This is a genomic window from Aeromonas sp. QDB68, from assembly GCF_027707405.1.
GTDB classification, from domain to species: domain Bacteria; phylum Pseudomonadota; class Gammaproteobacteria; order Enterobacterales; family Aeromonadaceae; genus Aeromonas; species Aeromonas caviae.
In genome coordinates this window covers 16,131-42,780 of record NZ_JAPCIQ010000005.1, presented here as the reverse complement: position 1 = coordinate 42,780, position 26,650 = coordinate 16,131, and the positions used below count along the sequence as shown (strand labels likewise).

23 protein-coding genes are annotated in these 26,650 nt (G+C 64.9%); 5 read left to right on the top strand and 18 right to left on the bottom strand.

The genetic code is table 11. From position 1 onward, the window contains the following. Positions 1 to 94: 94 nt before the first annotated feature. Positions 95 to 769, top strand: a complete 675-nt coding sequence (locus tag PG892_RS02960) for a 7-cyano-7-deazaguanine/7-aminomethyl-7-deazaguanine transporter (protein WP_010676046.1) — start codon at positions 95 to 97, stop codon at positions 767 to 769. 271 nt (positions 770 to 1,040) lie between these two features. Here PG892_RS02960 and rraA read toward each other — a convergent pair whose 3' ends face one another. The 12 genes from rraA to PG892_RS02900 form a co-directional block, all read right to left on the bottom strand. Further along, complete coding sequence (gene rraA, locus PG892_RS02955; protein WP_010676045.1) at positions 1,041 to 1,526, bottom strand: ribonuclease E activity regulator RraA; 486 nt, start codon at positions 1,524 to 1,526, stop codon at positions 1,041 to 1,043. Positions 1,527 to 1,680: 154 nt separating this feature from the next. Next, complete coding sequence (gene mgtE, locus PG892_RS02950; protein ID WP_201933622.1) at positions 1,681 to 3,105, bottom strand: magnesium transporter; 1,425 nt, start codon at positions 3,103 to 3,105, stop codon at positions 1,681 to 1,683. Between the two features lie 132 nt (positions 3,106 to 3,237). Then, positions 3,238 to 4,644 carry a siroheme synthase CysG gene (cysG, locus tag PG892_RS02945; RefSeq protein ID WP_264787051.1) on the bottom strand — a complete coding sequence of 469 codons (1,407 nt, stop codon included), beginning with the start codon at positions 4,642 to 4,644 and terminating at the stop codon, positions 3,238 to 3,240. Positions 4,645 to 4,656: 12 nt separating this feature from the next. Continuing rightward, complete coding sequence (nirC, locus tag PG892_RS02940) at positions 4,657 to 5,469, bottom strand: nitrite transporter NirC (protein ID WP_103243902.1); 813 nt, start codon at positions 5,467 to 5,469, stop codon at positions 4,657 to 4,659. Between the two features lie 137 nt (positions 5,470 to 5,606). After that, positions 5,607 to 5,924 (bottom strand): nitrite reductase small subunit NirD, encoded by a 318-nt coding sequence (gene nirD / locus PG892_RS02935; RefSeq protein WP_041202829.1) that lies wholly within the window; start codon positions 5,922 to 5,924, stop codon positions 5,607 to 5,609. A 100-nt stretch (positions 5,925 to 6,024) separates the two neighbouring features. Then, positions 6,025 to 8,571 (bottom strand): nitrite reductase large subunit NirB, encoded by a 2,547-nt coding sequence (gene nirB / locus PG892_RS02930; RefSeq protein ID WP_199767276.1) that lies wholly within the window; start codon positions 8,569 to 8,571, stop codon positions 6,025 to 6,027. A gap of 296 nt (positions 8,572 to 8,867) precedes the next feature. Further along, on the bottom strand, positions 8,868 to 9,968 hold the full coding sequence (locus tag PG892_RS02925; protein WP_264787050.1) for an ABC transporter permease: 1,101 nt from the start codon (positions 9,966 to 9,968) through the stop codon (positions 8,868 to 8,870). A gap of 3 nt (positions 9,969 to 9,971) precedes the next feature. Continuing rightward, the gene (locus PG892_RS02920; protein ID WP_103243899.1) at positions 9,972 to 11,081 is read right to left on the bottom strand and encodes an ABC transporter permease; all 1,110 of its coding nucleotides are present in this window, start codon (positions 11,079 to 11,081) and stop codon (positions 9,972 to 9,974) included. After that, positions 11,078 to 12,847 carry an ATP-binding cassette domain-containing protein gene (locus PG892_RS02915; RefSeq protein WP_270825106.1) on the bottom strand — a complete coding sequence of 590 codons (1,770 nt, stop codon included), beginning with the start codon at positions 12,845 to 12,847 and terminating at the stop codon, positions 11,078 to 11,080. The genes PG892_RS02920 and PG892_RS02915 overlap by 4 nt, the downstream gene beginning before the upstream one ends. Further along, a complete protein-coding gene (gene hlyD / locus PG892_RS02910; protein WP_128297369.1) occupies positions 12,844 to 13,812 on the bottom strand; it encodes a secretion protein HlyD in 969 nt (322 codons plus the stop codon). Before hlyD ends, PG892_RS02915 begins: the two co-directional genes overlap by 4 nt. 94 nt (positions 13,813 to 13,906) lie before the next feature. After that, positions 13,907 to 14,548 carry a TetR/AcrR family transcriptional regulator gene (locus PG892_RS02905; RefSeq protein ID WP_270825105.1) on the bottom strand — a complete coding sequence of 214 codons (642 nt, stop codon included), beginning with the start codon at positions 14,546 to 14,548 and terminating at the stop codon, positions 13,907 to 13,909. 272 nt (positions 14,549 to 14,820) lie between these two features. Further along, positions 14,821 to 15,741 carry a LysR family transcriptional regulator gene (locus PG892_RS02900; protein ID WP_049636058.1) on the bottom strand — a complete coding sequence of 307 codons (921 nt, stop codon included), beginning with the start codon at positions 15,739 to 15,741 and terminating at the stop codon, positions 14,821 to 14,823. A gap of 168 nt (positions 15,742 to 15,909) precedes the next feature. On the opposite strand from PG892_RS02900, the gene PG892_RS02895 reads away from it, so the two are divergent. Next, positions 15,910 to 17,334 (top strand): MFS transporter, encoded by a 1,425-nt coding sequence (locus tag PG892_RS02895; protein WP_264787046.1) that lies wholly within the window; start codon positions 15,910 to 15,912, stop codon positions 17,332 to 17,334. An 88-nt stretch (positions 17,335 to 17,422) separates the two neighbouring features. On the opposite strand, the gene hslU is transcribed toward PG892_RS02895, so the two are convergent. The 4 genes from hslU to argS all read right to left on the bottom strand — a co-directional run bounded on the left by hslU (position 17,423) and on the right by argS (position 22,144). Then, positions 17,423 to 18,751, bottom strand: coding sequence for an HslU--HslV peptidase ATPase subunit (gene hslU / locus PG892_RS02890; protein WP_010676031.1), 1,329 nt, complete (start codon positions 18,749 to 18,751; stop codon positions 17,423 to 17,425). A gap of 66 nt (positions 18,752 to 18,817) precedes the next feature. Next, positions 18,818 to 19,351: an ATP-dependent protease subunit HslV gene (gene hslV / locus PG892_RS02885; protein ID WP_041214255.1), complete on the bottom strand. Its 534-nt coding sequence runs from the start codon at positions 19,349 to 19,351 to the stop codon at positions 18,818 to 18,820. Between the two features lie 186 nt (positions 19,352 to 19,537). Then, positions 19,538 to 20,395 (bottom strand): SPOR domain-containing protein, encoded by an 858-nt coding sequence (locus PG892_RS02880; RefSeq protein ID WP_264787045.1) that lies wholly within the window; start codon positions 20,393 to 20,395, stop codon positions 19,538 to 19,540. Positions 20,396 to 20,398: 3 nt separating this feature from the next. Then, entirely contained in the window at positions 20,399 to 22,144 is a 1,746-nt protein-coding gene (gene argS / locus PG892_RS02875; RefSeq protein WP_010676028.1) for an arginine--tRNA ligase, read from the bottom strand. Between the two features lie 314 nt (positions 22,145 to 22,458). Between argS and PG892_RS02870 the strand changes: the two genes are divergently transcribed. The 3 genes from PG892_RS02870 (at position 22,459) to PG892_RS02860 (ending at position 24,377) form a co-directional block, all read left to right on the top strand. Next, on the top strand, positions 22,459 to 23,025 hold the full coding sequence (locus tag PG892_RS02870; protein WP_010676027.1) for an LON peptidase substrate-binding domain-containing protein: 567 nt from the start codon (positions 22,459 to 22,461) through the stop codon (positions 23,023 to 23,025). Between the two features lie 124 nt (positions 23,026 to 23,149). Beyond that, positions 23,150 to 23,719 (top strand): sigma-70 family RNA polymerase sigma factor, encoded by a 570-nt coding sequence (locus PG892_RS02865; RefSeq protein WP_010676026.1) that lies wholly within the window; start codon positions 23,150 to 23,152, stop codon positions 23,717 to 23,719. Next, positions 23,712 to 24,377, top strand: coding sequence for a ChrR family anti-sigma-E factor (locus tag PG892_RS02860; protein WP_264787044.1), 666 nt, complete (start codon positions 23,712 to 23,714; stop codon positions 24,375 to 24,377). Before PG892_RS02865 ends, PG892_RS02860 begins: the two co-directional genes overlap by 8 nt. Before the next feature lie 112 nt (positions 24,378 to 24,489). On the opposite strand, the gene bacA is transcribed toward PG892_RS02860, so the two are convergent. Next, entirely contained in the window at positions 24,490 to 25,305 is an 816-nt protein-coding gene (gene bacA / locus PG892_RS02855; RefSeq protein ID WP_010676024.1) for an undecaprenyl-diphosphate phosphatase, read from the bottom strand. A gap of 254 nt (positions 25,306 to 25,559) precedes the next feature. Next, positions 25,560 to 26,555: an aldo/keto reductase gene (locus PG892_RS02850; RefSeq protein WP_264787851.1), complete on the bottom strand. Its 996-nt coding sequence runs from the start codon at positions 26,553 to 26,555 to the stop codon at positions 25,560 to 25,562. Positions 26,556 to 26,650: the final 95 nt, after the last annotated feature.

Sequence of the window (26,650 nt, the reverse complement as noted above, 5' to 3'; positions counted from 1 at the left end):
AACTATCAATTTTGGGGCGTATAATCTCGCCCCTTGATTATCGCCATGGTGGCGATATGGGTTCCCTAACCCCATTAACCAAAAAGGTCACAATATGAACCTGACTCCGGCTCAGTACCAGACGGCACTGATGCGTCTCTCGTTGTTCCACATCCTGATCATTGCCAGCAGCAACTACCTGGTGCAGCTGCCGATCACCATCTTTGGCTTCCACACCACCTGGGGTGCCTTCAGCTTCCCGTTCATTTTCCTGGCCACCGACTTGACGGTGCGGATTTTCGGCGCAGGCCTGGCGCGCAAGATCATCCAGACCGTGATGCTGCCGGCATTGACCGTGTCCTACGTGCTCTCGGTGCTCTTCTTCGAAGGGAGCTTCCAGGGGGTGGGCAATCTGGCAGAGTTCAATCTCTTTGTTGCCCGGATCGCGTTAGCCAGCTTTATGGCCTATCTGGTGGGCCAGTTCATGGACGTGGTGGTGTTCAACCGCCTGCGCCTGCTGAAAGCCTGGTGGGTGGCTCCGGCGGCCTCCACCCTGTTCGGCAATCTGGTGGATACCATCGCCTTCTTCAGCATCGCCTTCTGGCGCAGCACGGATCCCTTCATGGCCGAGCACTGGGTCGAGATCGCGACCGTGGATTACGTATTCAAATTGCTGATAAGTCTGGGGTTGTTTGTGCCGCTTTACGGTGTGCTGCTGCGCTATCTCAGCCGCAAGCTGGTGGGGGAGGCCGGATTGGCTGGCCTGCAAGCTGCTACGCGACAAGCCTGATGAGATTGACCACCCCCATGGGTGGTCAATTTTTTTGTGATCTTCACAAATAAGGCTTGCACAGTTAAATGAGAATGATTATTGTTAACTTGTTTTCCGGGAAAGACTTCATTTGTTCCAACGTGATGGACTTCTTGTGAAGGCACGACATTGCTCACATTGCTTCCAGTTAAGGGGCCAGTAGTTTACTGGCCCTCTTTTTTTGCGTCTTTTCCGCCATCAGCGGGCATAAAAAATGGGAGCCAGGGCTCCCATTTTCACTCAGCGCTGTTTACTCGATGTCGAGGGCATCGGGGGAGAGGATCACCCCTGTGGTATCGGCATAGAGGTGGTCATCCGGCAGGAAGGTAACGCCGCCGAAGTTGACCGGCAGATCGGTTTCCCCGATATCCTTGCTGTCGGCGCCCACCGGAATGGCCGCCAGGGCCTGAATGCCGATGTCGAGATCTTCCAGGATATCGACCTCACGGACGCAACCGTAGCAGACGATCCCTTCCCACTCATTTTCCGCCGCCGTGGTGGCGATCTCGCTGTCGATCAGGGCACGTCGCATGGAGCCACCGCCGTCGATCAACAGCACGCGACCAACGCCGTTCTCCTTGACCAGTTCACGGATAAGACCGTTCGATTCGAAGCACTTGACCGTGGTGATGACGCCGCCGAAAGAGGCGCGGCCGCCGAAGGAGCAGAGCATGGGTTCGAGTACATCCACCATGTCCTGATAGATGTCGCACAGTTCTGAAGTGTTGTATTCCATTGTGTCAGATCCACCGCTGGAAACAGGTGGATCCAGTATAAGGAGTGGGGTTGGCATTTCAACGACTATTCCTTGCCCTGTGGCGGGAAATGCCGTTTTTGCGCGAAAGCGGCCCCGCGTCATGGCAGGAGCCGCAGACGGTCAGCCTCGGGCCCTAGAGCAGGAACAGGGTCGCCAGCCCCAGGAAGATGAAGAAGCCGCCGGTGTCGGTGATGGCGGTGATCATCACGCTAGCCCCCACCGCCGGGTCGCGCCCCAGCCGGCTCATGGTCATGGGGATGATGACACCCATCAGGGCCGCCACCAGCAGGTTGAGGATCATGGCGAGCGTCATCACAGCGCCCAGCGCCGCATCCTGATAGAGCAGGAAGGTGGCGATGCCCATGATGCCGCCCCACACCAGGCCGTTGATCAGGGCCACCCCCAGCTCGCGCCACAGCAGGAAGGAGACGTTGCCTGTCTGGATGTGCTGCAGCGCCAACGCCCGCACTATCATGGTGATCGTCTGGTTGCCGGTGTTGCCGCCGATCCCCGCGACGATGGGCATCAGGGCTGCCAGCGCCACCAGCTGGGAGATGGTGTGCTCGAACAGGCCGATTACCCGCGACGCCACGAAGGCGGTGCAGAGGTTGATGGCGAGCCAGGCCCAGCGGGTCTTGACCGCCTTGGAGACGGGGGCGAACACGTCTTCTTCCTCGCTGATCCCCCCCATGCGGCGCAGGTCGGTGTCGCTCTCCTCATAGACCAGGTCCACCACCTCGGCGACGGTGAGCCGTCCCATCAGCTTGCCCCTGGCATCCACCACGGCGGCGGAGACCAGGTCGTCCCGCTCGAAGGTGCGGGCGGCGGCCTCGTCGTTGTCTTCCGGATCGAAGGTGACCGGATCCTTCTCCATCGCGTCGCTCACCAGGGTTTCGGGCTTGTGCAGCAGCACGGCGGTGAGGGGCAGCTCCCCCTGCAGCCGGTTGCGCCGATCGGTGACGAATAGCTTGTCGGTGTTCTCGGGGATCTGGCCGCGCAGGCGCAGATAGCGCTGGACGGTGGCCAGGGTCACGTCGGGCCGCACCGTGATGAGCTCGAAGTCCATCATGGCGCCGACCGTGTGCTTGCCGTAGCGGATCACCTCCCGCACCTTGTCCCTGTCCACCGGCGCCATGGAGGTGAGCAGCCGCCCCATCAGGTTGCGGGGCAGGTGCTGGCCCAGGTAGATCTGGTCGTCGATGTCGAGGGTGCTCAGGGCGTGCAGCAGCTCCTTGTCGCTCATGCCGCTGATGAGGCTGTCCCACACCGTCTCCGACGCTTCCACCAGGATCTGGCCGTGCTTGTCTGCATCCACCTGCTGCCACAGCACGTGGCGCTCGTCCGGCGGCAGGGATTCCAGCGCATCGGCGATATCGGCGGCGGGCAGGCTGTTGACCAGCCGGGTCAGCTCGCTGGTCTGGTCCCGAAGCTCTGCGTCCTGCTCCCCTTGCGGGTCGAGCAGGCTCTCGGTGAGGGCGTCATCGGCCAGCAGCAGCGTGAGGATGCGGGCTCTGTCGTGTTCACGCTGTTTGGCGCTGTTCTTGGGGGGGAGGGACATGAAGCTGAATTCCTGAATTCGGTGATCCGGCGGACAGTCCCCATAGGATACCAGACTCAAAACAAGAGGTTATGACAGTAAATGCAGAAAAAGAAACGCCACCCGAGGGTGGCGTTGGAATGGATGCAGCGATCAGGCCGAGGCCAGGGCCGCGTCTGCGGCGCCTCCTTGCCCGAACCAGGCAAGCTGGTCGGCCAGGGTCACCACGGATCCCACCATGATCAGCGCCGGGCTTTCGACCCCCACCGCCAGCGCGGGTAGCTCATCGAGGGTGCCGCGAATGACCCGCTGGCAGGGCTGGGTGCCACGCTCGATCAGCGCCACCGGGGTGTTGATCGCCTTGCCGTGGGCCAGCAGCTGCTCACGGATGGTGGCGCAGGAGGAGAGCCCCATGTAGAAGACCAGCGTTTGCCGATCTTTGGCCAGCAGCGGCCAGTCGAGATCCTGAGCGCCCCCCTTGCCGTGGGCGGTGACGAAACGCACGCTCTGGGCGTGATCGCGGTGGGTCAGCGGAATACCGGCGTAGGCCGCGCAGCCGCTGGCAGCGGTGATCCCCGGCACCACCTGAAAACCGATGCCGCTGCCGACCAGCGTCTCCAGCTCCTCGCCGCCACGGCCGAAGATAAAGGGGTCACCCCCCTTCAGCCGCACCACCCGCTGCCCCTTCTTCGCCTCCTCCAGCAAGAGCTGGTTGATCCCCTCCTGCGGCACGCAGTGGTTGCCCGCCTGCTTGCCGACGAAGATGCGTTTGGCGTCGCGGCGCACCAGCGCCATCACCTCGTCCGAGACCAGCCGGTCATAGACCACCACGTCCGCCTGCTGCATCTGGCGCAGGGCGTGCAGGGTGAGCAGACCCGGATCGCCGGGGCCGGCTCCTACGAGCACCACTTCGCCAGCGGTCTGGCTTTCGTCGGCAAACAGATTGTCGGCCAGCTGGTGGGCAGAGGCGCTATCGCCCCGCGCCAGTGCCTGCCCGAGCCGGTCCGCCCCGAGCAGCCGCTCCCAGAAGCGGCGCCGCTCGCCCATGGTGGCGAAGCGCGCCTTGACCCGCTCCCGCAGGCTGCCGGCGAAGGCCGCGACGGCACCCAGATGCTGGGGCAGCAGGGCCTCGAGTTTTTCCCGCAGCAAGCGGGCCAGCACAGGCGCCTTGCCACCGGAGGAGATGGCCACCATCAGCGGCGAGCGGTCGATGATCGACGGCATGATGAAGCTGGAGCGTTTCGGGTCATCCACCACGTTGGCAAAGATCCGCGCCTGATTGGCGCTCTGGTAGACCAGCGCATTCACCTCGCGCCGATCGGTGGCGGCCACCACCAGCCACTTGCCCGCCAGTTGCTGCGGCGCGAATTCACCGGCGAGCCACTCGATGCTGCCGTTGGCAGCCAGTTCCGCCAGCTCGGGGTCGAGCTCGGGCGCGACCACGGTGAGCTGGGCACCGGCATCCAGCAGCAGGCGCGCCTTGCGCTCCGCCACCTCGCCGCCGCCGATCAGCAGCACGGGTTTGTTGTCGAGTCGGCAAAAGATGGGCAAGTAGTCCATGGGGCCTCCTGATCAGGCGGTTTGGGTCTGGCTGGCAGTGGTGGTGGTCTCGCTCACCGCGACCGGGCGCTCAGCCTTGGGGGTGGCATACCAATAGCCGAGGCCCATGAAGAGGGCGCCGGAGACGGTGTTGCCCAGGGTCACCCACAGCAGGTTGTGGCCGATGCCGCTCAGGGTGTAGGCCTCGGAGTGGGCGCCAAACCAGGAGAGGGCGAACAGGGTCATGTTGGCGATGGAGTGCTCGTAGCCTGAGGCGATAAAGGCCAGCAGACACCACCAGATGGCGATGAACTTGGCGGCCCCTTCGGTGCGCAGCGCCATCCAGATGGCGAGGCAGACCAGCCAGTTGCACAGCACGCCCTTCATGAACAGGGTCAAGGCAGGTGCCTGGGTCTTGGCCAGCGCCACCTTGTGGGCCAGACTGCCTGCGTCCGGCAGCAGGCTGCCGCCGTAGGAGTAGATGAGCGCCACCACGATGGAGCCAATCAGATTGCCCGCCCAGGTCTGCGGCAGGATGCGCAGCAGGTCGGCCATGGTGATCTTGCCCGTCTTCACCCCGAAGGTGAGGAACATGGTGTGGCCGGTGAACAGCTCGGAGCCAGCGATGATGACGAGCGTCAGGGCGATGCCGAAGGTGGCCCCCATCACCAGCGGCCGGATGGCGGGATCCACCAGATTGCCGAGGGTGAAGATGAGGATGATGCCGAGGCCCACATAGGCCCCCGCCATGGCGGAGCTGAGCCAGAAGCCGAGCTTGTCGCTGCGCTCGAAGCGGTTGATGCGGGCCGCGTTGGCGGCGCACTTGTTGATGGTTTCGGTATACATCTTTGTTTCCTTCAAGAGGGCCGCCCACGGGCAGCCCTGACTGTTTCTTCAACCCCCTCCCAGCCTCCCCCTTGTCAAGGGGGAGGAGCTTTTTGCTCCCTCACCTGTGAAGGGGAGGGCCGGGGTGGGGTCTGGTGTTAGACGGCAACCCAGACCTGCTGGTCGCGCACTTCAACGGGGTAGCTCTGCACCGACATGGCGGGGTTGTCGAAACAGTGGCCATCGCTCAGGCGAAAGCGCTGCTTCTTGAGCGGGCTGGCGACCCAGAGCTCGCCGTCGTGTTCGCAGATCAGGCCCCGCGACAGCACGTTGGCGGCGAAGAAGGGATCCCGATTGTCGATGGCGAACACTTCGGCGGCCGCGCTCGGGCGGAACAGGGCGATCTGGCGACCTTCGATCAGAGCGCAGACGCCGGTTCCCGGCAGGATGTCGTTGAGTTGGCAGGCAAGTTTCATCGCTTAATCTCCACCTCGAGTTGGATGGACTGGCTATCGAGCAGGGCGCAAACGTCCATGCAGCCCATCAGGATGCCGTTGAGTTGGCAGGCTAATTTCATCATTTGGTCTCCACCTCGATCTGGTAGACGGGGATGCGCTCGGCCGGAGTGGCGGGTCTGTGCTGGTCGCGTTCGCTGACGAACTGAACGTCCGGGTCGCGCTTGTCGCTGTTGATGAAGTGGCTGAAGCGCTTGAGCGCCTCCTCTTCGTTGAGGGTGCGCGACCATTCGCACTCGTAGCTGTCGATAAGGGTCTGGATATCACGCTCCAGCGTCTCGGCCAGCCCCAGCTTGTCGTCGACGATCACCTCGCGCAGGTAGTCGACGCCCCCTTCCAGGTTGCCGAGCCAGACCGAGGTGCGCTGCAGTTTGTCGGCGCTGGTGACGTAGAACATCATAAAGCGGTCGATCAGCTTGATGAGGGTCTCGCGGTCGAGGTCAGACGCCAGCAGGTCGGCGTGGCGCGGCTTCATGCCGCCGTTGCCGCCCACATAGAGGTTCCAGCCAGCATCGGTGGCGATGATGCCGACGTCTTTGCCCTGGGCCTCCGCACATTCGCGGGTACAGCCGGAGACGCCGAACTTCATCTTGTGCGGGGTGCGAATCCCCTTGTAGCGGTTCTCGAGGAAGACCCCGAGGCCAACGCTGTCCTGCACGCCGAAGCGGCACCAGGTGCTGCCGACGCAGGTTTTGGCCATGCGCAGTGCCTTGGCGTAGGCCTGTCCGGTCTCGAAACCCGCCGACAGCAGCTTGCGCCAGATGGCGGGCAGATCATCCTTCTGGGCCCCGAACAGGCCGATGCGCTGGGCGCCGGTGATCTTGGTGTAGAGCTTGTAGTCGCGGGCCACTTCGGCCACCGCCAGCAGCCCTTCCGGGGTTACCTCGCCACCGGCCATGCGCGGGATGACGGAGTAGCTGCCGTCCTTTTGCATGTTGCCGAGGAAGATGTCGTTGGTGTCCTGCAACTGGGTGTTGAGCGGGCTCAGCACATAGTCGTTCCAGCAGGAGGCGAGGATGGAGCCGACGGTCGGTTTGCACACCTCGCAGCCATGGCCGTGACCGTGCTTGGCCAGCAGCTCGTCGAAGCTCGTGATCCCCTCCACCTTGACCAGGTGGAACAGCTCCTGACGGGAGTGGGGGAAGTGGGCGCAGAGGTGGTTGTTGACCTCGATGCCCTGCTTCACCAGCTCGGCGTTGAGCACCTGGCTGATGAGCGGCACACAGCCGCCGCAGCCGGTGCCGGCCTTGGTGTGCTGCTTGATGGCGGCCAGCGTGGTGTGCCCCTCGGCCACCGCCTTGGCGATGTCGCCCTTGGAGACGTCGAAGCAGGAGCAGATCTGGGCGCTCTCCGGCAGGGCATCCACCCCCAGGGTCGGTTTGGCTCCGGCGTAGGCGGGCAGGATCAGGGTATCCGGGTGGCTCGGCAGCGGCAGGGCGTTGAGCATCATCTGCAGCAGGTTGCCGTAATCTTCCACGTCACCCACCAGCACGGCGCCGAGCAATCGGCTGTTGTCCTCGCTCACCACGATCTTCTTGTAGACGCCGGCCTGATCGTCCTGGAACACATAGCTGTGGCTGCCCGGGGTGCGGCCGTGGGCATCACCGATGGAGCCGACGGAGACGCCGAGCAGCTTGAGCTTGGCGCTCATGTCTGCCCCTTCGAAGCGGCTGTCACCGCCGAGCAGATGGTCGACGGTGATCTGGGCCATCTTGTAGCCCGGTGCCACCAGCCCGAAGAAGCGGCCCTGCCAGGCGGCGCACTCGCCGATGGCATAGATGTCGGGGTCTGAGGTGAGGCAGTGATCGTCGATGACGATGCCGCCACGGTCGGCGATGGCGAGATCACCGTAACGGCCCAGGGTATCTTGCGGGCGAATGCCGGTGGAGAAGACCACCACATCCACTTCCAGCTGGCTGCCGTCGGCAAAGGCGAGGCGGTGTTTCGCCTGCTCGCCGCCATGCATCAGGATCTCGCTGGTGCTCTTGCTGGTGTGTACCTGCACGCCCATGGATTCAATCTTGCGGCGCAGTAGCTGGCCGCCCTGACCGTCGAGCTGCTCGGCCATCAGCACAGGAGCAAACTCCACCACGTGGGTTTCGAGACCCAGCGCCTTGAGGGCGCCGGCGGCTTCGAGGCCAAGCAGACCGCCCCCGATCACCACCCCGCTCTTGCCGCTCTTGGCGGCGCTGCGGATGGCTTTCAGATCCTCGATGGTGCGATAGACGAAGCACTCGTGGTGCTGACTGCCCGCAATGGGCGGCACCCAGGGGTAGGAGCCGGTGGCCAGCACCAGCTTGTCGTACTCGACCACTGTGCCCTTGTTGGAATGCACTTCGCGGTTGGCCCTGTCGATTTTTTTCACCGCTTCGCCGAGCAGCAGGCGGATGCCGTGCTTGTCGTAGAAACCGGGTTTGACGAGGGAGAGATCTTCGCTGGTGTGATGGGAGAAGTAGGAGGAGAGATGGACGCGATCGTAGGCGGGACGGGGTTCTGCACCGAAGACGGTGATCTCGTAGCGGCCCGGATCGGCCCGCTCGATCAGCTCTTCGATGAAGCGGTGCCCCACCATGCCGTTGCCCACAACGACCAGTCTGACTTTGCTCATAGTTGCCTCAAGTTTGGAGTAATAAAACATCATTCTGGGACTAGGCTACCCAGTCGGCAGGGGTGGGCGATTGATGCAAATCAAGTGTCTATTTATATATCTCCTCAGGGGTAATTCGAGAAAATTCAATACTATACAAAAATAGGTATACCAGTTGATGATTTCTGGGCTGGCTCGGGGTGAGGAATGGTGGAGGGAAAGCCCGGTTTACCAACTGCCGGGGAGTGAAAACTTCTGTCGGAAAAAGGCCGGTCTCGCACTGGACGAGACCGGCATCAGCTGATCAAAGCGGCACGTCAGGCGATATGGCGGCGGAACATGGCGAGCGCCAGCGACAGGGTGACGCCGGCGATGGCGAGCAGCGGCCAGAGCAGGGGCCAGGCGGCCGACCAGTCGAACCCCTTGAGGAAGACCCCCTTGAGCAGCACGATGAAGTGGGTGAGGGGGTCGATGGCCGCCAGCCACTGGAACACCTGCGGCATGTTCTCCACCGGCGAGATGTAGCCCGAGAGGATCACCGCCGGTACGGTGAAGGAGAAGACCCCGAGAAAGGCCTGCTGCTGGGTCGAGCAGAATGAGGAGATGAAGAGCCCGATCCCGGCCAGTGCCAGCCCGTAGCAGACCATGCCCGCCATCAGCAGGCTGAGGCTGCCGGCAAAGGGGAGGTGAAAGACAAAACGGGCGGCCAGCGCGACTATGCACCCTTGTCCCACCGCCACCAGGATGCCGGGCACCGCCTTGCCCGCCATGATCCAGCCTGCGGTGAGGGGGGAGACCAGCAGCTGATCGAAGGTGCCCTCTTCCCGCTCCCGCGCGACCGAGAGGGCGGTGACGATAAGACACCCCGTGGTGGTGATGATGGCCACCAGGGCCGGCAGGATATGCCAGTGGAACTCGACGTTGGGGTTGTAGAGGTTGCGCACCGCGAGGGTCGGCGGCGCCTTGCCTGCGTTCCCTTCTTCATTCTGCCAGCGGGCGATCACCTGGCTGATGTAACCCGTCGCCACCTGACCGCCATTGGAGCGGCGTCCGTCGATGATCAGCTGCACCTTGGCCGGTTCGCCCCGCGCCAGCCGGCGTGAAAAATCCCCCGGAATAATCAGCCCGAGCAGTGCCTGTTGCCCGGTGATGGCCGCGGTCATGCCCGCCTCGCCTTGCACCGGGATGATGGTGGTGAAGGCGGGCATATGGGTGAGGCGCTCCAGCAGCTCGCGGCTCTGGGCACCGCCATCCTGGTTGTAGATGGCCAGCGTGTTGCCGGTCACCTCCAGAGTGGCGGCGAACGGGAAGAGGGCGGTTTGCAGCAGCACCGGCATGATGAGCAGAAAGCGCCCCTGAGTATTGCCTATCAGGGCCTGCAGCTCTTTTCGGATCAGCCACCAGAGTCGGATCAGCATGGGTTACTCCAGGGTGCGCCGCGTCTTGCGGGCGGTCAGGGCTAGCCAGAAACCCGCCAGCAGCAGCAGACAGAAACCGTTGACCAGCAGGATCGAGAAGACGCTGCCCGCCTGATAGAGGGTCTGCAGGGAGCTCGCGAAGTAGCGGGCCGGAATGAGGTGGGTGATGGCCCGAAGCCAAGGCGGCATGCTGGCGATCTCGAACACGAAGCCCGACAGCATCACGGCGGGCAAAAAGGCGGCGATCAGCGCCGCCTGCGCGGCATTGAACTGGCTGCGCATCACGGTAGAGAGGAACAGCCCGAGCCCGAGGGCGCTGCCGAGAAAGACGCTGGTGACCAGAAAGAGCAGCAGCAGGGAGCCGCGCCACGGCACCGCCATCACCGCCACCGAGAAGAGCAGGCAGAGCAGCATGGCGATGATGCCAAGGCCATAGTAGGGCAGCAGCTTGGAGAGCAGCAGCTCCCCCTTGGTGACCGGGGTGGCGAGCAGCGCCTCCATGGTGCCGCGCTCCCACTCCCGCGCCACCACCAGCGAGGTGAGCAGGGCCCCAATGATGGTCATTACCACCGCAATGGAGCCCGGCACCAGAAAGTTGCGGCTCACCAGCGCCGGGTTGAACCAGGCGCGGCTCTCTATCGACACGGGCATGGCGACCCCTTCGCCCGCGAGCCACCCCTGCCAGATCCCCTGCACATAGTTGGTGACGAAGTTGGCGGTGTTGGGCTCGGAGCCGTCGGTCAGCAGCAGCGCCTGTGGCGTGCCATTACCCTGACCGGCCAGCGCGCGGGAGAAGCCGTCGTCGATTACCAGCAGGCCGCGGATCTCGCCACGGGCCAGAGTGGCGAGCAGGGACTCCTTGCTCGGGCCGCTGTGGATCTCCAGCGCGGTAGAGCCGCGCAGGGCCTGCTCCAGCCGCACCGCCGGGGCGCCGCTGTCGGTGCGCCAGATGCCGAGGCGCAGATGGTCCACATCCAGATTGATGGCGTAACCCATTACCACCAGCAGTACCACCGGCATGATGAAGGCGATGAGGATGCTGCTCGGGTCACGGACGATTTGCAGCGTCTCCTTGCGGCAGAGGGCCAGCAGTCGCCGACGGTTGATGCTCATGCTTCCTCCTCGCTGGCCCGCTCGACCAGGGTGATAAAGGCCTCTTCCATTGTTGGCAAAGAACAGGTCGGCAAGGAGCCGGTTGGCAAAGAGGTCGCCGCCTCTTTGGCGGCCAGCCCCTTGAGATCGTCCGGGGTGCCGAGGGCCAGCAGCTTGCCGCGATAGATGAGGGCAATGCGGTCGCAATACTCCGCCTCATCCATAAAGTGGGTGGTGACCAGCACGGTGACGCCGTGGTCGGCCAGCGCGTTGATGTGCGACCAGAACTCGCGCCGGGTCACCGGATCGACCCCGGAGGTGGGCTCGTCGAGGAACAGCAGCGGCGGCTCGTGCAGCAGGGCGCAGGCCAGCGATAAGCGCTGGCGCAGGCCGAGCGGCAGGGATTCCGCCTTCTGATCGAGCCAGGGGGCGAGGGCAAAGGCAGTCACCATGGCATCGATCCGCGTCTGCTGGTGGCGGCCGAACAAGCCGTAGATACCGGCGAAGAAGGAGAGGTTCTGGGCCACGGTGAGCTGCTTGTAGAGGGAGAACTTCTGCGCCATGTAGCCGAGGCGCTGGCGCGCTGCCGAGGGGCTGTGGGCCAGATCGATGCCGGTCACCAGCGCCTGCCCCTCGCTCGGGCGCAGCAGGCCGCACTCCATCTTGAAGGTGGTGGACTTGCCCGCCCCGTTGGGGCCGAGCAGGCCGAAGATCTCGCCGCGGCGCACCGCAAAGCTGACATCATCGGTGGCGGCAAAATCGCCGAAGCGCTTGGTGAGGTGGCGCGCCTCGATCACCGCCTCGGGGGAGACCCCCTGCGGCAGTTCCGCTTCCCGCATCCCCGCCGCCAGACTCGACTCCCCGCCGGGGCCGCCGCCGAGCAGGTCGATAAAGGCATCCTCCAGCCGGGGCTGGGCCGGTTGAAAGGCGCCGTTGGCAAGATGCAGCTCCGAGAGCGGCGGGGGCGTCATGCCCGGGTGCAGCAGCAGGCGAACCCGCTCCCCCGCCACCGCGCCATCCATCACCGCCGGGTGAGCCAGTGCCCGGCGCAGCAGGGCGCGCCGCTCGCGGCCATCCAGTTGCCCCGCCTCCAGCAGCCAGCAGCGGCTGGCCATGGCTCCCATCAGATCGGCCGGGGTGCCGCTGGTGCGCACCTCGCCATTCGCCATCAGCAGCACGTGGTCGCACAGCTCCGCCTCATCGAGATAGGCGGTACTCCAGAGCACCGTCATCCCCCCTTTTGCCAGCTCGCGCACCATCTGCCAGAGGGCGCGGCGGGAGATGGGATCGACCCCGACCCCCGGTTCGTCGAGCAGCAGCACATCCGGGGTGCCGAGCAGGGCGCAGGCCAGCCCGAGTTTCTGCTTCATCCCGCCAGAGAGCTTGCCCGCCGGCCTTGCGGTGAAGCGGGCGAGATCGGTGAAAGCGAGCAGCCGCGCGAAGGTGGGCGTGCGTTCGGGCTCCAGTACGCCGCGCAAGTCAGCGTAGAGGGTGAGGTTCTCCAGCACGCTGAGATCCTCGTAGAGGCCGAACTGCTGGGGCATGTAGCCGAGGCGCTGACGCAGCAGATCCCCCTCGCTCACCGGGTCCAGCCCCAGCACCCGGATGGTGCCCGCTTCGGGGATCAGCAGACCGGCCAGCAGGCGCAGCAAAGTGCTCTTGCCCGCGCCGTCGGGGCCGACCAGCCCGGTGATGCCGCCAGCCGGAATGGTGGCCGAGATGGCGTTGAGGGCGACCCGCTCGCCAAAGCGTTTGGTGAGCCCCTCGAGGGAGATGGCGCAGCTCATGGGGCCAGCCTGACGGTGACCGGCATCCCCTGGCGCAGGGCCGGGTCGGGATCCTGCACCACGATGCGCAGCCGGTAGACGAGGTGGGTGCGCAGGTCCGGCGTTTCCACCGATTTCGGGGTGAACTCGGCGGTGGGCGAGACAAATCCCACTACTCCGTGATAGGGCTGATCCGGCCGCGAGTCGGTGGTGAGGGTCACCTTGGCGCCGCTCGGGAAGTGGCCGAGCCAGGGCTCCTCCACATAGGCGCGCACCCAGACCGGCGCGGTTAGGGAGAGGTTGAAGGCGGTCGCTCCACTCTGCACCATGCTGCCATTCTCGACGGCGCGGCTGATGATGATACCGTCGCTGGGGGCGGTCAGATTGGCATCCGCCAGCGCCAGTTCGGCACTGGCGAGCGCCGCTTTGGCCCCTTCCAGCTGGGCATCGGACTGGGCGATTTCCTCCGGGCGGTAGCCGGTTTCGAGCTGGGCGAGCTGTTCGCGGGCCGAGCGCACCTGCGCCTGGGTCTGATCCCGCTGGGAGCGGGCAGTATCGAGCTGACCGCGGGAGATGGCGCCGGTGGCGGCCAATGCGCTCTGGCGGCGCCACTGCTGGTTGGCCTCCAGTGCAGCTGCTTCGGCGGCGGCCAGTGCGGCCCGGGCGCGGTCGGTCTCTTCGCTGCGATAGCCTTTGTGGATCAAGGCGTTAGCGGCAGTGAGCGCAGCCAGATTGGCGCGGGCGCTGTCGCGGCTGTGGGTGAGGGGAACCGGATCGAGGCGGGCCAGCAGTTGACCCGCTTTCACGCTATCCCCCTCATCGACCAGCACCTGATCGACGCGGCCGCCGACCCGAAAGGCCAGATTGACGTCGCGAATGTCGACATTGCCGTAGAGGATGGAGCCGTCGGCCGGGCGCCCCTGCCACCAGAGGTAGCCACCGATAACGGTTAGCAGCAGGGCCACGATTGCAATGCGTTGTTTCATGCTGCTTCTCCTTGAGGATGGCTCTGCAACCAGAGGTCACCACCGAAAACGGCCAGCAGCAGAGCTGCCATAGGGATGATGGCGATGGGTTGTTTCATGCCGTTTCTCCTTCCTTGATGTCGGTGGGGAGCAGGCCGCGCAGGGCCCATACCAGCCGTTGTCTGGCGGCCTCGGGGTTGTCTATCTGGCTGAGAAAGGGGGCGGCCTTTTCGGGCAGCCAGCCGAGCTGGCGACCACTGCCGGCGATCACCAGCGGCAGGCCGACCGACCCCATGATGAAGATCATCAGCTGGAGCGGGTGACCGGCGACCAGCGACCCTTCCGCCTGTGCCATCCGTACCTGTTCGATCAGCAGCAGGGGATGGCGGCGCGGCAGGCTGAGCAGAAAGCGCTGGGCCGCCCCTTCCCCCGCCAGCGCATCGCCAAACAGGTGGTTGATGAAGCCGCGCTGGCGGGCCACCAGCCCGATCAGCGCCTCCATGGTGGCCTCGAACATGGCGATGGCAGAGGGGTAGGAGCCTTTGGCTGCCACGGCCTTGAGCTCGTCATAGAGGGGGGCGTACCAGAGCTCCACCAGCTCGTCGATAAAGGCGTCGCGGTTGCCGAAGTGGTAGACGAAGGAGCCGAGGTTCACCTCGGCCGCCGCCGCCAGCTCGTGCACCGTGAGGCCGCGCAGCCCCTTCTCGGTGGCGATGGCGAGGCCGGTATCGAGCAGTTTCTGACGGGTGGGGTGCATCTGGCTGGCGCTCCTGGTGTATGCATTTTGTACGCAATTATACGACCGTATAAAAAATGCGGAAGCGGGCGGCAGGATCTTTTTGCCCGCAATGTGATCCGCCCCGCTCTGAGGGGCCGTGATCCCCGTCCGGCAGGGGGAAGGATCCACCACTTGTGCCCAAGCCACAGGCATGTCGGTGTGACGGGGTGGTGACAGGCGCTTCAGGCCCCGGGTGCGGGTGCCCGGGCCACAAGAGGCTGGTGATGGAGCCGGGAGCTGCCTGACCCGGATCAGGGGGTGTCGGTGGCCTCGGTGTGATAGGGGGGCCGGGCACAGGTGTCCCGTATCAGGGCGCGCAGCCAGCGGTGGCCCGGATCGGCATCCTGACTGGGGTGCCAGAGCAGGGCGACCCGGATCCCTGGCAGAGCGAAGGGCAGGGGCAGGGTGACCAGATCGCCGAGCAGGCTGGCGCAGTGCAGGTGCGGCACCGTCGCCACCAGATTGCTCTCCCTGACCAGGGCCAGCGCCGTCGCAAACCCGGGAACCAGGGTGGTGATGGTGCGTCTCTTCCCCTGGCCTGCGAGGATCTCGTCGATGGGGCTGTGAGGCTGGCCCCGGCGGGAGACCAGCACGTGGCGCGCGGCGGCATAGCGCGCCACGGTCAGGGTGCCGTCGCAGAGGGGGTGGTCCGGGTGCACCACGGCGACGAAGTGATCCTGGAACAGGGCCTGGGTGCGCAGCTCAGGGGCCGTGGTGGCGCCGATCACTCCGGTCTCGAAGTCCAGCTCGCCACGGCGCAGGGGGCCGCTCTCCTTGTCGGGTTTGGCCAGAAAGTGGAGCCGCACCCCGGGGGCCTCGACGGCGAGGCGCGCCAGCAGGGCGGGGCCCACCGCCTCCACGAAGCCGTCACTGGATCGCAGGCGGAAAGTGCGCTCCAGGCTCGCCGGGTCTACTTCCTGCTGGGGGCGCAGCACGGCCCGGGTCTCCTGAACCAGGCGGGCGACCTCATCCCGCAGGGTCTGCGCCCGGGGGGTGGGGATCAGGCCGCGTCCCGCCCGCACCAGCAGCGGATCCCCCGTGGTCTCCCGCAGCCTTGCCAGGGCCCGGCTCATGGCGGAAGCACTCAGGCCTAGCCGTCTGGCGGCGCCCGCCACACTGCCCTCTTCCAGCAGGGCATCCAGGGTGATCAGCAGGTTGAAATCCGGGGTCATGGTCGTCTCCTCGCAGGCGGCGCCTGACGGGCCGACCCCTTCATGATACGCGAGTTGCCGTCTCTTCATATGGCGTCTGATGCAACTATAAGCTGCAATCCGTGCGTCTTCCGCCTTGTCATCTCCCCCGCTAGCCTGAGTGCATCATCACTTGCCGGAGAGACTGCCATGTCCACACCACTTCTTGTTTCCCCTCCTGTGACGCGCCGTCTTGGCCTCGTGGGGCTCGGGCTCGCCACCCTGCTGCCCATGCTGGCGGGCAGCATGGCCAACCTGGTGCTGCCTGCCCTGGGGCAGGACTTCGGCGTGCCCTTCGCCAGCCTGCAATGGGTGCTGGTGGCCTACCTGCTTGGGATCACCAGTCTGACGGTGGTGGCGGGCCGGCTCGGGGATCGTCTGGGGCGGCGTCGCTTGCTGCTCTGGGGGACCGGGGTCTTTGCGCTGGCTTCCCTGCTGTGCGCCTTGGCCCCTTCCATTGGCTGGCTCATTGCCGCTCGCACCCTGCAAGGGGCCGGTGCGGCCTGCATGCTGGTGCTCTCCCTGGCCATGGCAGGAGAGCTGGTGCCGCCAGCCCGACGGGGCTGGAGCATGGGATTGCTCGGCACCCTGTCGGCCTGCGGCACGGCGCTCGGCCCCTCCTTTGGCGGCCTGTTGATCGGCGGATTTGGCTGGCAGGCTCCCTTCCTGCTGCTGCTCCCCCTGACGTTGCTTGCGCTGGGGTGTGCCTGGCGGGATCTGCCCCGGGATGAGGCGGGCTCTGCCGAGGGAGGCCTCCCGCTCACCAGTCTGTTGCTGCTGGTGACGGCGCTGCTCTGCTACGGGCTGGCACTGACCCGGGGCAGCCCACTCGGGGTCTGGCCGGGGATAGGGGCGCTCGTCGCCATGGTGCTCTTCGTGCATGCCGACTCGGGCGCCCGTCGCCCCCTGCTGCCCCTGGCGCTGTTGGGGGCATCCAGGCGAAGAGGCGGGATCATCGCCAGTGCGCTGGTGGCCAGCGTCATGGTGGCGACGATGCTGATCGGTCCTTTCTACCTGCACGGCGCCTTTGCCCTCGACATGGGGACGGTGGGGCTGATGATCTCCATGGGGCCCCTGCTGGCGGCGCTGTCCGGCATGCCCGCCGGCTGGCTGGTGGACAGGGTGGGGGCGACCCCTGTGGTGCGCCTCGGCCTGGGGCTCATGGTGGTGGCCGCCGTCTTGCTGGCTTTCCTGGACAGGGCGCTCGGGCCCCTCGGCTACCTGCTGCCCATCCTGCTGCTCACCGCCGGCTATGCCCTGTTCCAGACCGCCAACAACAGCGCCGTGGTGGGGGAGGCGGAGGGGGCGAGCCGTGGCGCCGTGGCCGGGCTGCTGACCCTGTCGCGCAACCTGGGCCAGCTGACGGGGGCGGCGGGGCTGGGGGGCCTGTTCGCAGCCCTGGTAGGGCGGCCCGATCTCCCCCTCGCGACGGCGGACGAGCTGGCGTTTGCCACCCGGGCCACCTTCGCCCTGACGGCCTTGCTGCTGATGAGCGCGCTCTGGCTGGCGGGAAGGGGGGAGCGTGCCGCGCAGGATGACGCGACCCGGGACGGCAGCGAGTCGGAAGAACGCTGAAAACGAAGACGCCTCCACAGGGGAGGCGTCTTGTTATGGGATTGGGCAGGATAGTAAACCGCTCAGCTCCTCGTTATCGATCAACCGGTTACAGAATGAAGCGGCTCAGATCCTCGTCTTCAATCAGCTTGCCGAGGTGGGCGTTGACGTAGTCGGTGTTGATGACGAAGGTCTCGCCTGACTTCTCGGAGGCGTCGTAGGAGATGTCTTCCATCAGCCGCTCCATCACGGTGTGCAGACGACGGGCGCCGATGTTCTCGGTGCGCTCGTTGACCTGCCAGGCCGCTTCGGCCAGACGGCGGATGCCATCCTGGGTGAACTCGATGTTGACCCCTTCGGTGGCCATCAGTGCCTTGTACTGATCGGTCAGGGAGGCGTTCGGCTCGGTCAGGATGCGCTCGAAGTCTTCGGTGGTCAGGGCGGTCAGCTCGACCCGGATCGGCAGACGACCCTGCAGCTCGGGGATGAGGTCGGACGGCTTGGCGATCTGGAAGGCACCGGAGGCGACAAACAGGATGTGATCGGTCTTGACCATGCCGTGCTTGGTGTTGACGGTGCAGCCCTCGACCAGCGGCAGCAGGTCGCGCTGAACCCCTTCACGGGAAACGTCCGGGCCGGAGCTCTCGCCGCGCTTGCAGATCTTGTCGATCTCGTCGAGGAAGACGATGCCATTGTTCTCGACGGAGGCGATGGCCTTCTGCTTCAGCTCTTCCGGGTTGACCAGGCGGGCTGCTTCCTCTTCGATCAGCGCCTTCATGGCCTCCTTGACCTTGATTTTGCGCTTCTTCTTCTGGTTCTGGCCCAGGTTCTGGAACAGCCCCTGCAACTGGTTGGCCATCTCTTCCATGCCCGGCGGGGTCATGATTTCGACACCCATGGGGGAGGCGGCCAGATCCAGCTCGATCTCCTTGTCATCCAGCTGACCTTCCCGCAGTTTCTTGCGGAAGATCTGGCGGGTGTTGGAGTTGTCGGCTTTCTCTTCCTCACCCCAGCTGTTGCGCGGGTTGGGCAGCAGGGCGTCGAGGATGCGCTCTTCTGCGGCTTCCTCGGCGCGGTATTTCATCTTCTCCATCTCGGTCTCGCGCACCAGCTTGATGGCGACGTCGGTCAGATCGCGAATGATGCTGTCCACTTCCTTGCCGACATAACCCACTTCGGTGAACTTGGTCGCTTCCACCTTGATGAAGGGGGCGTTGGCCAGTTTGGCCAGGCGACGGGCGATCTCGGTTTTGCCAACACCGGTCGGGCCGATCATCAGGATGTTCTTCGGGGTCACTTCATGGCGCATCTCCTCGGAGAGCTGCATCCGGCGCCAGCGGTTGCGCAGGGCGACGGCGACCGCGCGCTTGGCGTCGGCCTGACCAATGATGTGTCTGTCCAGCTCGTGGACGATTTCTCTCGGGGTCATCTCGGACATGGTGGCGTTCCTGTATCCGGGGCGGGCAGGGCCCACCCCTTGGAAAATGGGGTTTGGCTGGCGGCCTTATTTGGCTGCGTAGTCCAGTACTTCGATGGTGTGGTTGCCGTTGGTGAAGACGCAGATGTCGCCCGCAATCTTGAGGGACTTCTCGACGATGCTCTTGGCGTCGAGCTCGGTGTTCTCCAGCAGGGCGATGGCGGCGGACTGGGCAAAGTTGCCGCCGCTGCCGATGGCGATGAGATCGTGCTCCGGCTGCACCACGTCACCGTTGCCGGTGATGATGAAGGATTTGTGCTCGTCGGCGACGGCCAGCAGCGCCTCGAGGCGGCGCAGGGCGCGATCGGTGCGCCAGTCCTTGGCCAGCGCCACGGCGGCGCGTTCCAGGTTGCCCTGATGGGCCTGCAGTTTGGCTTCGAAGCGCTCGAGCAGGGTGAAGGCGTCGGCGGTGCCGCCGGCGAAACCAGCCAGTACCTTGCCGTTGTAGAGGCGATGAACCTTGCGGGCGTTGCCCTTCATGACGGTGTTGCCAAGAGAAACCTGGCCATCGCCACCGATGACGACCTGACCGTTGCGGCGAACTGAAACTATGGTAGTCACTTTACTTACCTCGCTTGAGCCGAATGACGGCCTGACTGTGCATGGAGGAAAAGATGGGGATGGCAAAACGGCTTTTCAAGCCTGTGTCGAGCACGGATCGCGGGGGAGGGATCGGGTGGGCGCGGGATGGCGCCAAAAGAAACAGGGCCGGGTGTTGCCACCCGGCCCTGTGCATGGACGCGGCGATCACCCCTTCTTGGGGATGCAGCCGCTGATGCCCGAGCCCTGCAGCTTGCGGTTGGCCGCATCGGCCGCCGCCTTGCCGTTGAAGGGGCCCACCATCACCTTGTAGACGGCGCCACCGGCCCCGTTCACCACCTGCAGACTGGAGGAGAGCCCGGCGGTGAAGGCGATGCGCGCCTTGAGGGATTCCGCGGAATCCTGGGAGCGCAGGGCGGCACACTGCATTATGTAGCGACCGCCGTCGGCGGCTGCGGTCTGTGCAGTCTGGGTCGCCGTCTTGGCCCTGGCGGCCTCGGCCCGCTCCCGCTCCAGTTCGGCGCGGATCTCCCGCTCCATCCGCTCACGCTCGGCCTTCTGGTCGATCACCTGCTCCCGGGCGCTGGCGACCGGGGCGCCGGTGGCCGGCTTGGCCGGTTGCACCGGTTGCACCGGTTGCGGCTGATAGGGCTTCACCTGACCGATGGGGGTTCCCGGCTGGGGGATGTCGGTCGCGACCGGCTTGGGCAGTGCCTCCGGTTGCAGGGTCATGGTCTCGGCGGGCGGGGGCGGCAGCACGCCCGGCTGGGGCGGCGGCTCTATGATGTCCACCTGCTTGTTCTCCAGCCGCTCGATGTAGCTCCACTTCTCCTGGGGCAGGGTATTGCCCTGTGCCTTGGGTTTGTTGGCCTTCACCTGCTCTTCGATGGTGGGGGCATCGGCGCCCTTGCCGTTGATGAGGTAGAGGAAGGCGCCGAAACCGACGACCAGGGCCCCGGCCAGCAGTGCCGGGATAACAGGAAAGCGGCGAGGGGCCGCTTTCTTGATGTTACGGCCACCCGCCCGTCGTCTCGGGCTGTTGCCGACGTAATCCCGGGTCGCCATCTATTACATGCGCTCCAGGGTGTGGATGCCCAGCACGCCCAGGCCCAGCTTGAGCACCTTGGCGGTGGCGGCGCACAGCAGCAGACGGCTCTGGCGGGTCGCCTCGTCCACGCCGTCCTTGTTGATCGGGCAGGCTTCGTAGAAGGTCATGAAGTTGCCGGAGAGCTCGTACAGATAGGTACAGAGCAGGTGCGGCATCCCCTTGTCCGCCACGCCGTTGACCGCGTCGGAGAACTGGATCAGCTTCTGGGCCAGGGTCTCTTCGGCATCTTCGCTCAGGACCACCTTGCCGCTCAGGGTGTCGGCATCGACGCCGGCCTTGCGGAAGATGGACTGGATGCGGGTGTAGGCGTATTGCAGGTAGGGGGCGGTGTTGCCTTCAAACGACAGCATCAGATCCCAGTCGAAGATGTAGTCGGTGGTGCGGTTCTTGGAGAGATCCGCATACTTGACCGCGCCCATGGCGATGGCGTGCACCACCTGGGCCTTCTCTTCGGCAGAGAGGTCGCTGTTGCGGCTCTCCAGCAGGGCGCTGGCGCGCTCTTCCGCTTCGTTCAGCAGGTCAACCAGCTTGACGGTGCCGCCGGAGCGGGTCTTGTAGGGACGGCCGTCCTTGCCCAGCATCATGCCGAAGGCGTGGTGCTCGAGGGGAACGGACTCCGGCACATAGCCCGCCTTGCGGGTGATGGTCCAGGCCTGCATCAGGTGCTGGTGCTGACGGGAGTCGATGAAGTACATGACCCGGTCGGCGCCCAGGTTCTCGTAACGGTATTTGGCGCAGGCGATGTCGGTGGTGGTGTAGAGGAAACCGCCGTCGCTCTTCTGGATGATGACGCCCATGGGCTCGCCATCCTTGTTCTTGAACTCGTCCAGGAACACCACGGTGGCCCCTTCGCTCTCGACTGCCAGCCCCTTGGCTTTCAGGTCGGCAACGATCTGCGGCAGCATGTCGTTGTACATGGACTCGCCCATGATGTCCTTGTTGGACAGGGAGATGTTCAGACGGTCGTAGTTGCGCTGGTTCTGCTCCATGGTCATGTCGACCAGCTTCTTCCACATGGTGCGGCAGTACTCATCGCCACCCTGCAGTTTCACCACGTAGTTGCGGGCGCGCTCGGCGAAGGCTTCGTCTTCGTCGTAGTGACGCTTGGCCTGGGTGTAGAAGGCTTCCAGGTCCTTGAGCTCCATGTCGGAGGCGTGCTCGTTGGCCATCTTCTCCAGATAGGCGATCAGCATGCCGAACTGGGTGCCCCAGTCGCCGATGTGGTTGGCACGCACCACCTTGTGGCCCAGGAATTCGAGGGCGCGGGCGGCCACGTCACCGAGCACGGTGGAGCGGATGTGGTGCACCGCCATCTCCTTGGCCACGTTGGGGGCGGAGTAGTCCACCACCACGGTCTGCGGCGCCGGCAGCTTCACGTTGGCGTTGTCGGAGGTCACCATGGCTTCCACCTGACCGGCCAGCCAGCTCGGGTCGAAGAAGAAGTTGATGAAGCCGGGGCCGGCGATCTCGACCTTGGCGATCAGATCGGAGGCAGGCAGGTGCTCGATGATGGCAGCGGCCAGCTCGCGGGGGTTCTTGCGGGCCGGTTTGGCCAGCAGCATGGCCAGGTTGGTGGCCAGGTCGCCGTGAGCCTTCTCCTTGCATCGGTCTACTTGCACCCGGGCTTCCAGGTCGGCGGGCAGGACGCCTGCGGACTTGAGATTGGCTACCGTTTGTTCAAGTAGATGATGAATATGCTCTTTCATAACTGACCACCGAGGTTGCGCGTCGAAAAGTGACTGACTGGATAAGGGCGTGAATTTTACCCGCATCGGGCCGAGAAAACTATAGGAACGGCCCGCACCCGTGGGCGTGGCGGATATTTCACTGCGTTTTCCACCACATTGCAGGATATTGATTTGGGTAAGTGGTGGTTATCCATTTCTACTGCATAACGAAACGGCTTGTCCAGGCTATTTTCTCCTGATTATGACAGGGTTATTTATACCGATTCGATCTGAATGATCCCGCTTCCCGTGGCGGTCGTATCCTTTGAGGACGCCGTTGGAGGATGATTCCCATGACACTGGTACTGTTTCCACTCTCCGCTCACCTGCTGCCGGGCGGCATCATGCCGCTGCGCATCTTCGAGCCCAGATACCAGCGCATGATCGCCGAGTCCCGGGAGCGGGAGTTCGCGCTCTGCATGCTGGACCCCCGCCAGCCCGACGCGCTGCGCAACATGTACCCCATCGCCACCCGGGTGCGCATCATCGATTTCGATCTGCTGCCCGATGGTTTGCTCGGCATCACGGTGCTCGGGGTGGAGCGGGTGCGCATCACGGATCTCTGGCAGGAAGAGGACGGTCTGCGGGTCGGCGAGGTGGAGCCCCTGCCCCCCTGGCAGAGCGGCAGGCTCCAGGCGGATCAGCACTCCCTGGCCAAGGCGTTGCAGGATGTGTTCAACGACTATCCGGAGTACGCGGCCCTCTATCCGGAGCCGGACTGGGAGGATGCGAGCTGGGTCGCCCAGCGCTGGCTGGAGGTGCTGCCCATCCCGGTGGAGCAAAAACAGTGGCTGGTGGCGGCCAAGGACAACCAGCCCACCCTCTCCCTGCTGAGCGGTCTGCTGGTCGCGAGCCATTGAATTCCCCTTCCCGGTGATCCTTTTTCCTCGCTCACCGTATTGGGGGTGAACACCACACGCGAGGGATGGCGCAATGGCATATACTGGCCAACCACAATCGGCTCCACGCAGGACATCGCCCCCCATGGACAACCCAGACGGCGACCTCACATCTTTGCTGGTCCGGGTGGCTGAGCGTGCCGACAAGGCTGCCTTCGCCACCCTGTTCCACCACTTTGCGCCGCGCATCCGCAGCTACGGGCTGCGCCACCTCGGCAGCGAGGCCAACGCCATGGAACTGGTGCAGGAGACCATGCTGCTGGTCTGGCAGAAGGCACGGCTCTATCACCCCGACAAGGGCGCCGCCACCACCTGGATCTACACAGTGATGCGCAACCAGAGCTTTGACATGCTGCGTCGCCGCCGCGCCAGCAAGGAGGAGCTCTGCGCCGAGGAGATCTGGCCGCTGCTGGAGTTCCGGGCCGAAGAGGAGCACCTGAGCGGCGGTGAAGACGCGGTGCTGACCCGCCAGATGGCCCACTATGTCGCCACGCTGCCGGAGCCGCAGCAGCAGGTGGTGCGCGGCATCTACCTGCAGGAGCTCTCCCAGCAGGAGCTGGCCGACCGGCTCGGCGTGCCCCTTGGCACCATCAAGTCCCGGCTGCGGCTGGCACTACAGAAACTGAAGGAACAAGTGGAGCAAGGCCATGATTAAGACCCATCCGACTGAACCCATGCTGCGCGCCTTCGCTGCCGACGAGCTGCCTCTGCCGCTGGCCGTCGGTGTCTCCGCCCATTGCGAGTTCTGCCCCGAGTGCGCCGCCCGGGTGAAGGAATTTGAAGAGGCGCTGGCGTGCCAGCATCTCGCCCCTGACGCGCCGGACGAGGCGCTGCCCGCCGGATTCGATGCCATGCTGGCGGGCATACTGCAACAGCCGGTGACGACGGAGGCGGCGCTCGCTCTTCCCGAGAGCCCGAGGCCAGAGCTCAGGGTGGCGGGTCACAGTTACCGGCTGCCGAGGGCATTGGCACGGCATCATGCCCCCAGGTGGCGTCATCTCGGGGCCATCCGTCAGGTCAGCCTGCCGCTGGACGAGATGGGGGCGCGGGCCAACCTGCTCCACATCGAGGCGGGGGGCCGGATCCCCGAGCACACCCACAAGGGATATGAGCTGACCCTGCTGCTGGCGGGCACCATCGAGGATGGCGACACCCGCTATCAGGCGGGGGATTTCATCTGGCGTGACGCCAGCCACGCCCACAGCCCCCGTACCCCGGACGGCTGCCTCTGCTACACGGTGCAGGATGCCCCCGTGCAGTTCACCAAGGGGTTGTCACGGCTGCTCAACGGCATCAGCCAGCACCTCTATTGAGTTGGGCTCACGGCGGCTCGGCGATAGCGGGCTGCTGCGCGACTGAGGCGGTATCACGGCAACACAAAAGGGACCCTCGGGTCCCTTTTGTGTTGCTTGGCGGCGAAGCCCATCAGGCCACGAAGACCAGGTAGACGACGAAGGCCAGCAGGAAGCGGTAGATGGCGAACGGGATGAAGTCGAGACGACGGATCAGCGCCAGGAAGGTCTTGATGGCGACCATGGCCACCACGAAGGCGGTGACGAAGCCCACCGCAAACATGGGGAAGTCCGCCATGGAGAGGAAATCGCGGCTCTTGTAGAGATCCAGGCCGCTGGCCGCGATCATCATGGGTACCGCCATGATGAAGGAGAATTCCGCTGCCGCGTGGCGGCTGATGCCCATCAGCATGCCGCCGCTGATGGTGGCGCCGGAGCGGGAGAAACCGGGCCAGAGTGCCAGGCACTGGAACAGGCCGATGCCGAAGGCCTGCTTGTAGCTGATGTCGTCCAGGGTCTCCGCGGTCACGGCGGGGCGGAACTTTTCGGCGATGATGAGCAGGATGCCACCGGCCACCAGGGCATACATCACGGTTTCCGGCCCGAACAGATTGGCCTTGATCCAGCTGTGGATAGCCAGCCCGACGACCACGGCGGGCAGCATGCCGAGGATGACGTGCACCAGGGAGAGGGTCGCGTGGCCCGGGGTCGGTTTCTGACCGAAGTGAATGCCGATGAGTCCGAACAGGCGGCGCCAGAACATGACGACCACTGCCAGGATGGAGCCGAGCTGGATCACCACCTCGAAGGTGGCGGCCTTGGGTCCTTCAAACCCGAGGAGGTGGCCGACGATGATCATGTGGCCGGTGGAGGAGACGGGGAGGAACTCGGTCAGGCCTTCCACTATGCCCAGCACAAAGGCGACGAACAGGGCGTAGGATTCGGTCATGGTGCAGATCTCTTGGTTATGGGGTCTGGATAAAATCAACCCCGAACGGGTCGGGGCGGCCAATGATGGCGGAAAATCGCGCGGGCAACCAGTGAATATTGGGGATTTCAGCGCCCTGTTCCGGCCGGGAAAGGGCGCTGGCGGACCATGCAGGGCGCGGCTTGCCGCATGCTGTCAGAAGCCATGACTGCCCCGTCACGTTCTGACAGGGCAGTCACGCCAGATGCCCTCTGTTTTATGATCTCTTTGTGCTGTCAGGCCAATATGGACAGGATTTTCTGTTGAAGATCATCGTCCAGGGGGGGCTGCCCCAGGGCGTCGACGGCGCTCGTTATCTGTTGGGGATGGCTGGCGCCGATCAGGGCGCAGCTCACCACGGGGTCGCGCAGCACCCATTGCAGTGCGAGTTGCGACAGGGACTGACCCCGTTGCAGGGCCAGTGCATGCAGGGCGCGGACGGTGGCGAGCTTCTCCTCGGTGATCTGGTCCGCCGTGAGGAAGGGGCTGGCACTGGCGGCGCGGGAATCCGCGGGAATGCCCGCCAGGTAGCGATCGCTCAGCAGCCCCCCCGCCAGGGGCGAGAAGGCGACCACCCCCATGCCGTGCTCCCGGCAGGCCGGCAGGGTGTCGGGCTCAATATCGCGTTGGAACAGGGAGTATTTGAGCTGGTTGACCAGGCAGGGGGTGCCGAGCTCCGCCAGCCAGGCGGCAGCCTTGGCCGCGAGCGGGGCCGGGTAGTTGGAGAGGCCGATGTAGAGCGCCTTGCCCTGGCGCACCATCAGGGCCAGGGCCTGGCAGGTCTCCTCGAGCGGGGTGCGGGGATCCGGCCTGTGGTGATAGAAGATGTCCACGTAGTCGAGGCCCAGACGGCGCAGGCTCTGGTGCAGGCTGGCGAAGAGGTACTTGGCGCTGCCGCCATCGCCGTAAGGGCCGTCCCACATCACGTAGCCCGCCTTGCTGGCGATGATGAGCTCGTCCCGATAGGGAGCCAGGCTCCTCTTTAGCAGCGTGCCGAAGGTCAGTTCGGCAGATCCCGGTGGGGGCCCGTAGTTGTTGGCGAGATCGAAGTGGGTGATCCCCAGATCGAACGCCTGATGCACCATGGCCTTCGCGGTGGCGGGATCGCTCCCGGCGCCGAAGTTGTGCCAAAGGCCCAGACCGATGCCGGGCAGGCGCAGGCCGTGGCGGCCCGCCGGTCGGTAGGGCTGGCGCTGGTAGCGGTCGGGGGCGGCGAGGTAGTTGTCATCCATCACGGTGCGGTTCCTTGGGCTGGTGTGCAATGAGGAGCGACGGGCCCTGCGGCGGGCCTCACTCCGGCTGATTCGGCGGTGCCATCGGGGCCGGG

Bases quoted from the DNA above. Each gene is read 5' to 3' on its own strand.
- PG892_RS02960 (WP_010676046.1), top strand. From the start codon at position 95: ATGAACCTGACTCCGGCTCAGTACCAGACGGCACTGATGCGTCTCTCG.
- rraA (WP_010676045.1), bottom strand. From the start codon at position 1,526: ATGGAATACAACACTTCAGAACTGTGCGACATCTATCAGGACATGGTG.
- mgtE (WP_201933622.1), bottom strand. From the start codon at position 3,105: ATGTCCCTCCCCCCCAAGAACAGCGCCAAACAGCGTGAACACGACAGA.
- cysG (WP_264787051.1), bottom strand. From the start codon at position 4,644: ATGGACTACTTGCCCATCTTTTGCCGACTCGACAACAAACCCGTGCTG.
- nirC (WP_103243902.1), bottom strand. From the start codon at position 5,469: ATGTATACCGAAACCATCAACAAGTGCGCCGCCAACGCGGCCCGCATC.
- nirD (WP_041202829.1), bottom strand. From the start codon at position 5,924: ATGAAACTTGCCTGCCAACTCAACGACATCCTGCCGGGAACCGGCGTC.
- nirB (WP_199767276.1), bottom strand. From the start codon at position 8,571: ATGAGCAAAGTCAGACTGGTCGTTGTGGGCAACGGCATGGTGGGGCAC.
- PG892_RS02925 (WP_264787050.1), bottom strand. From the start codon at position 9,968: ATGCTGATCCGACTCTGGTGGCTGATCCGAAAAGAGCTGCAGGCCCTG.
- PG892_RS02920 (WP_103243899.1), bottom strand. From the start codon at position 11,081: ATGAGCATCAACCGTCGGCGACTGCTGGCCCTCTGCCGCAAGGAGACG.
- PG892_RS02915 (WP_270825106.1), bottom strand. From the start codon at position 12,847: ATGAGCTGCGCCATCTCCCTCGAGGGGCTCACCAAACGCTTTGGCGAG.
- hlyD (WP_128297369.1), bottom strand. From the start codon at position 13,812: ATGAAACAACGCATTGCAATCGTGGCCCTGCTGCTAACCGTTATCGGT.
- PG892_RS02905 (WP_270825105.1), bottom strand. From the start codon at position 14,548: ATGCACCCCACCCGTCAGAAACTGCTCGATACCGGCCTCGCCATCGCC.
- PG892_RS02900 (WP_049636058.1), bottom strand. From the start codon at position 15,741: ATGACCCCGGATTTCAACCTGCTGATCACCCTGGATGCCCTGCTGGAA.
- PG892_RS02895 (WP_264787046.1), top strand. From the start codon at position 15,910: ATGTCCACACCACTTCTTGTTTCCCCTCCTGTGACGCGCCGTCTTGGC.
- hslU (WP_010676031.1), bottom strand. From the start codon at position 18,751: ATGTCCGAGATGACCCCGAGAGAAATCGTCCACGAGCTGGACAGACAC.
- PG892_RS02880 (WP_264787045.1), bottom strand. From the start codon at position 20,395: ATGGCGACCCGGGATTACGTCGGCAACAGCCCGAGACGACGGGCGGGT.
- argS (WP_010676028.1), bottom strand. From the start codon at position 22,144: ATGAAAGAGCATATTCATCATCTACTTGAACAAACGGTAGCCAATCTC.
- PG892_RS02870 (WP_010676027.1), top strand. From the start codon at position 22,459: ATGACACTGGTACTGTTTCCACTCTCCGCTCACCTGCTGCCGGGCGGC.
- PG892_RS02865 (WP_010676026.1), top strand. From the start codon at position 23,150: ATGGACAACCCAGACGGCGACCTCACATCTTTGCTGGTCCGGGTGGCT.
- PG892_RS02860 (WP_264787044.1), top strand. From the start codon at position 23,712: ATGATTAAGACCCATCCGACTGAACCCATGCTGCGCGCCTTCGCTGCC.
- bacA (WP_010676024.1), bottom strand. From the start codon at position 25,305: ATGACCGAATCCTACGCCCTGTTCGTCGCCTTTGTGCTGGGCATAGTG.
- PG892_RS02850 (WP_264787851.1), bottom strand. From the start codon at position 26,555: ATGGATGACAACTACCTCGCCGCCCCCGACCGCTACCAGCGCCAGCCC.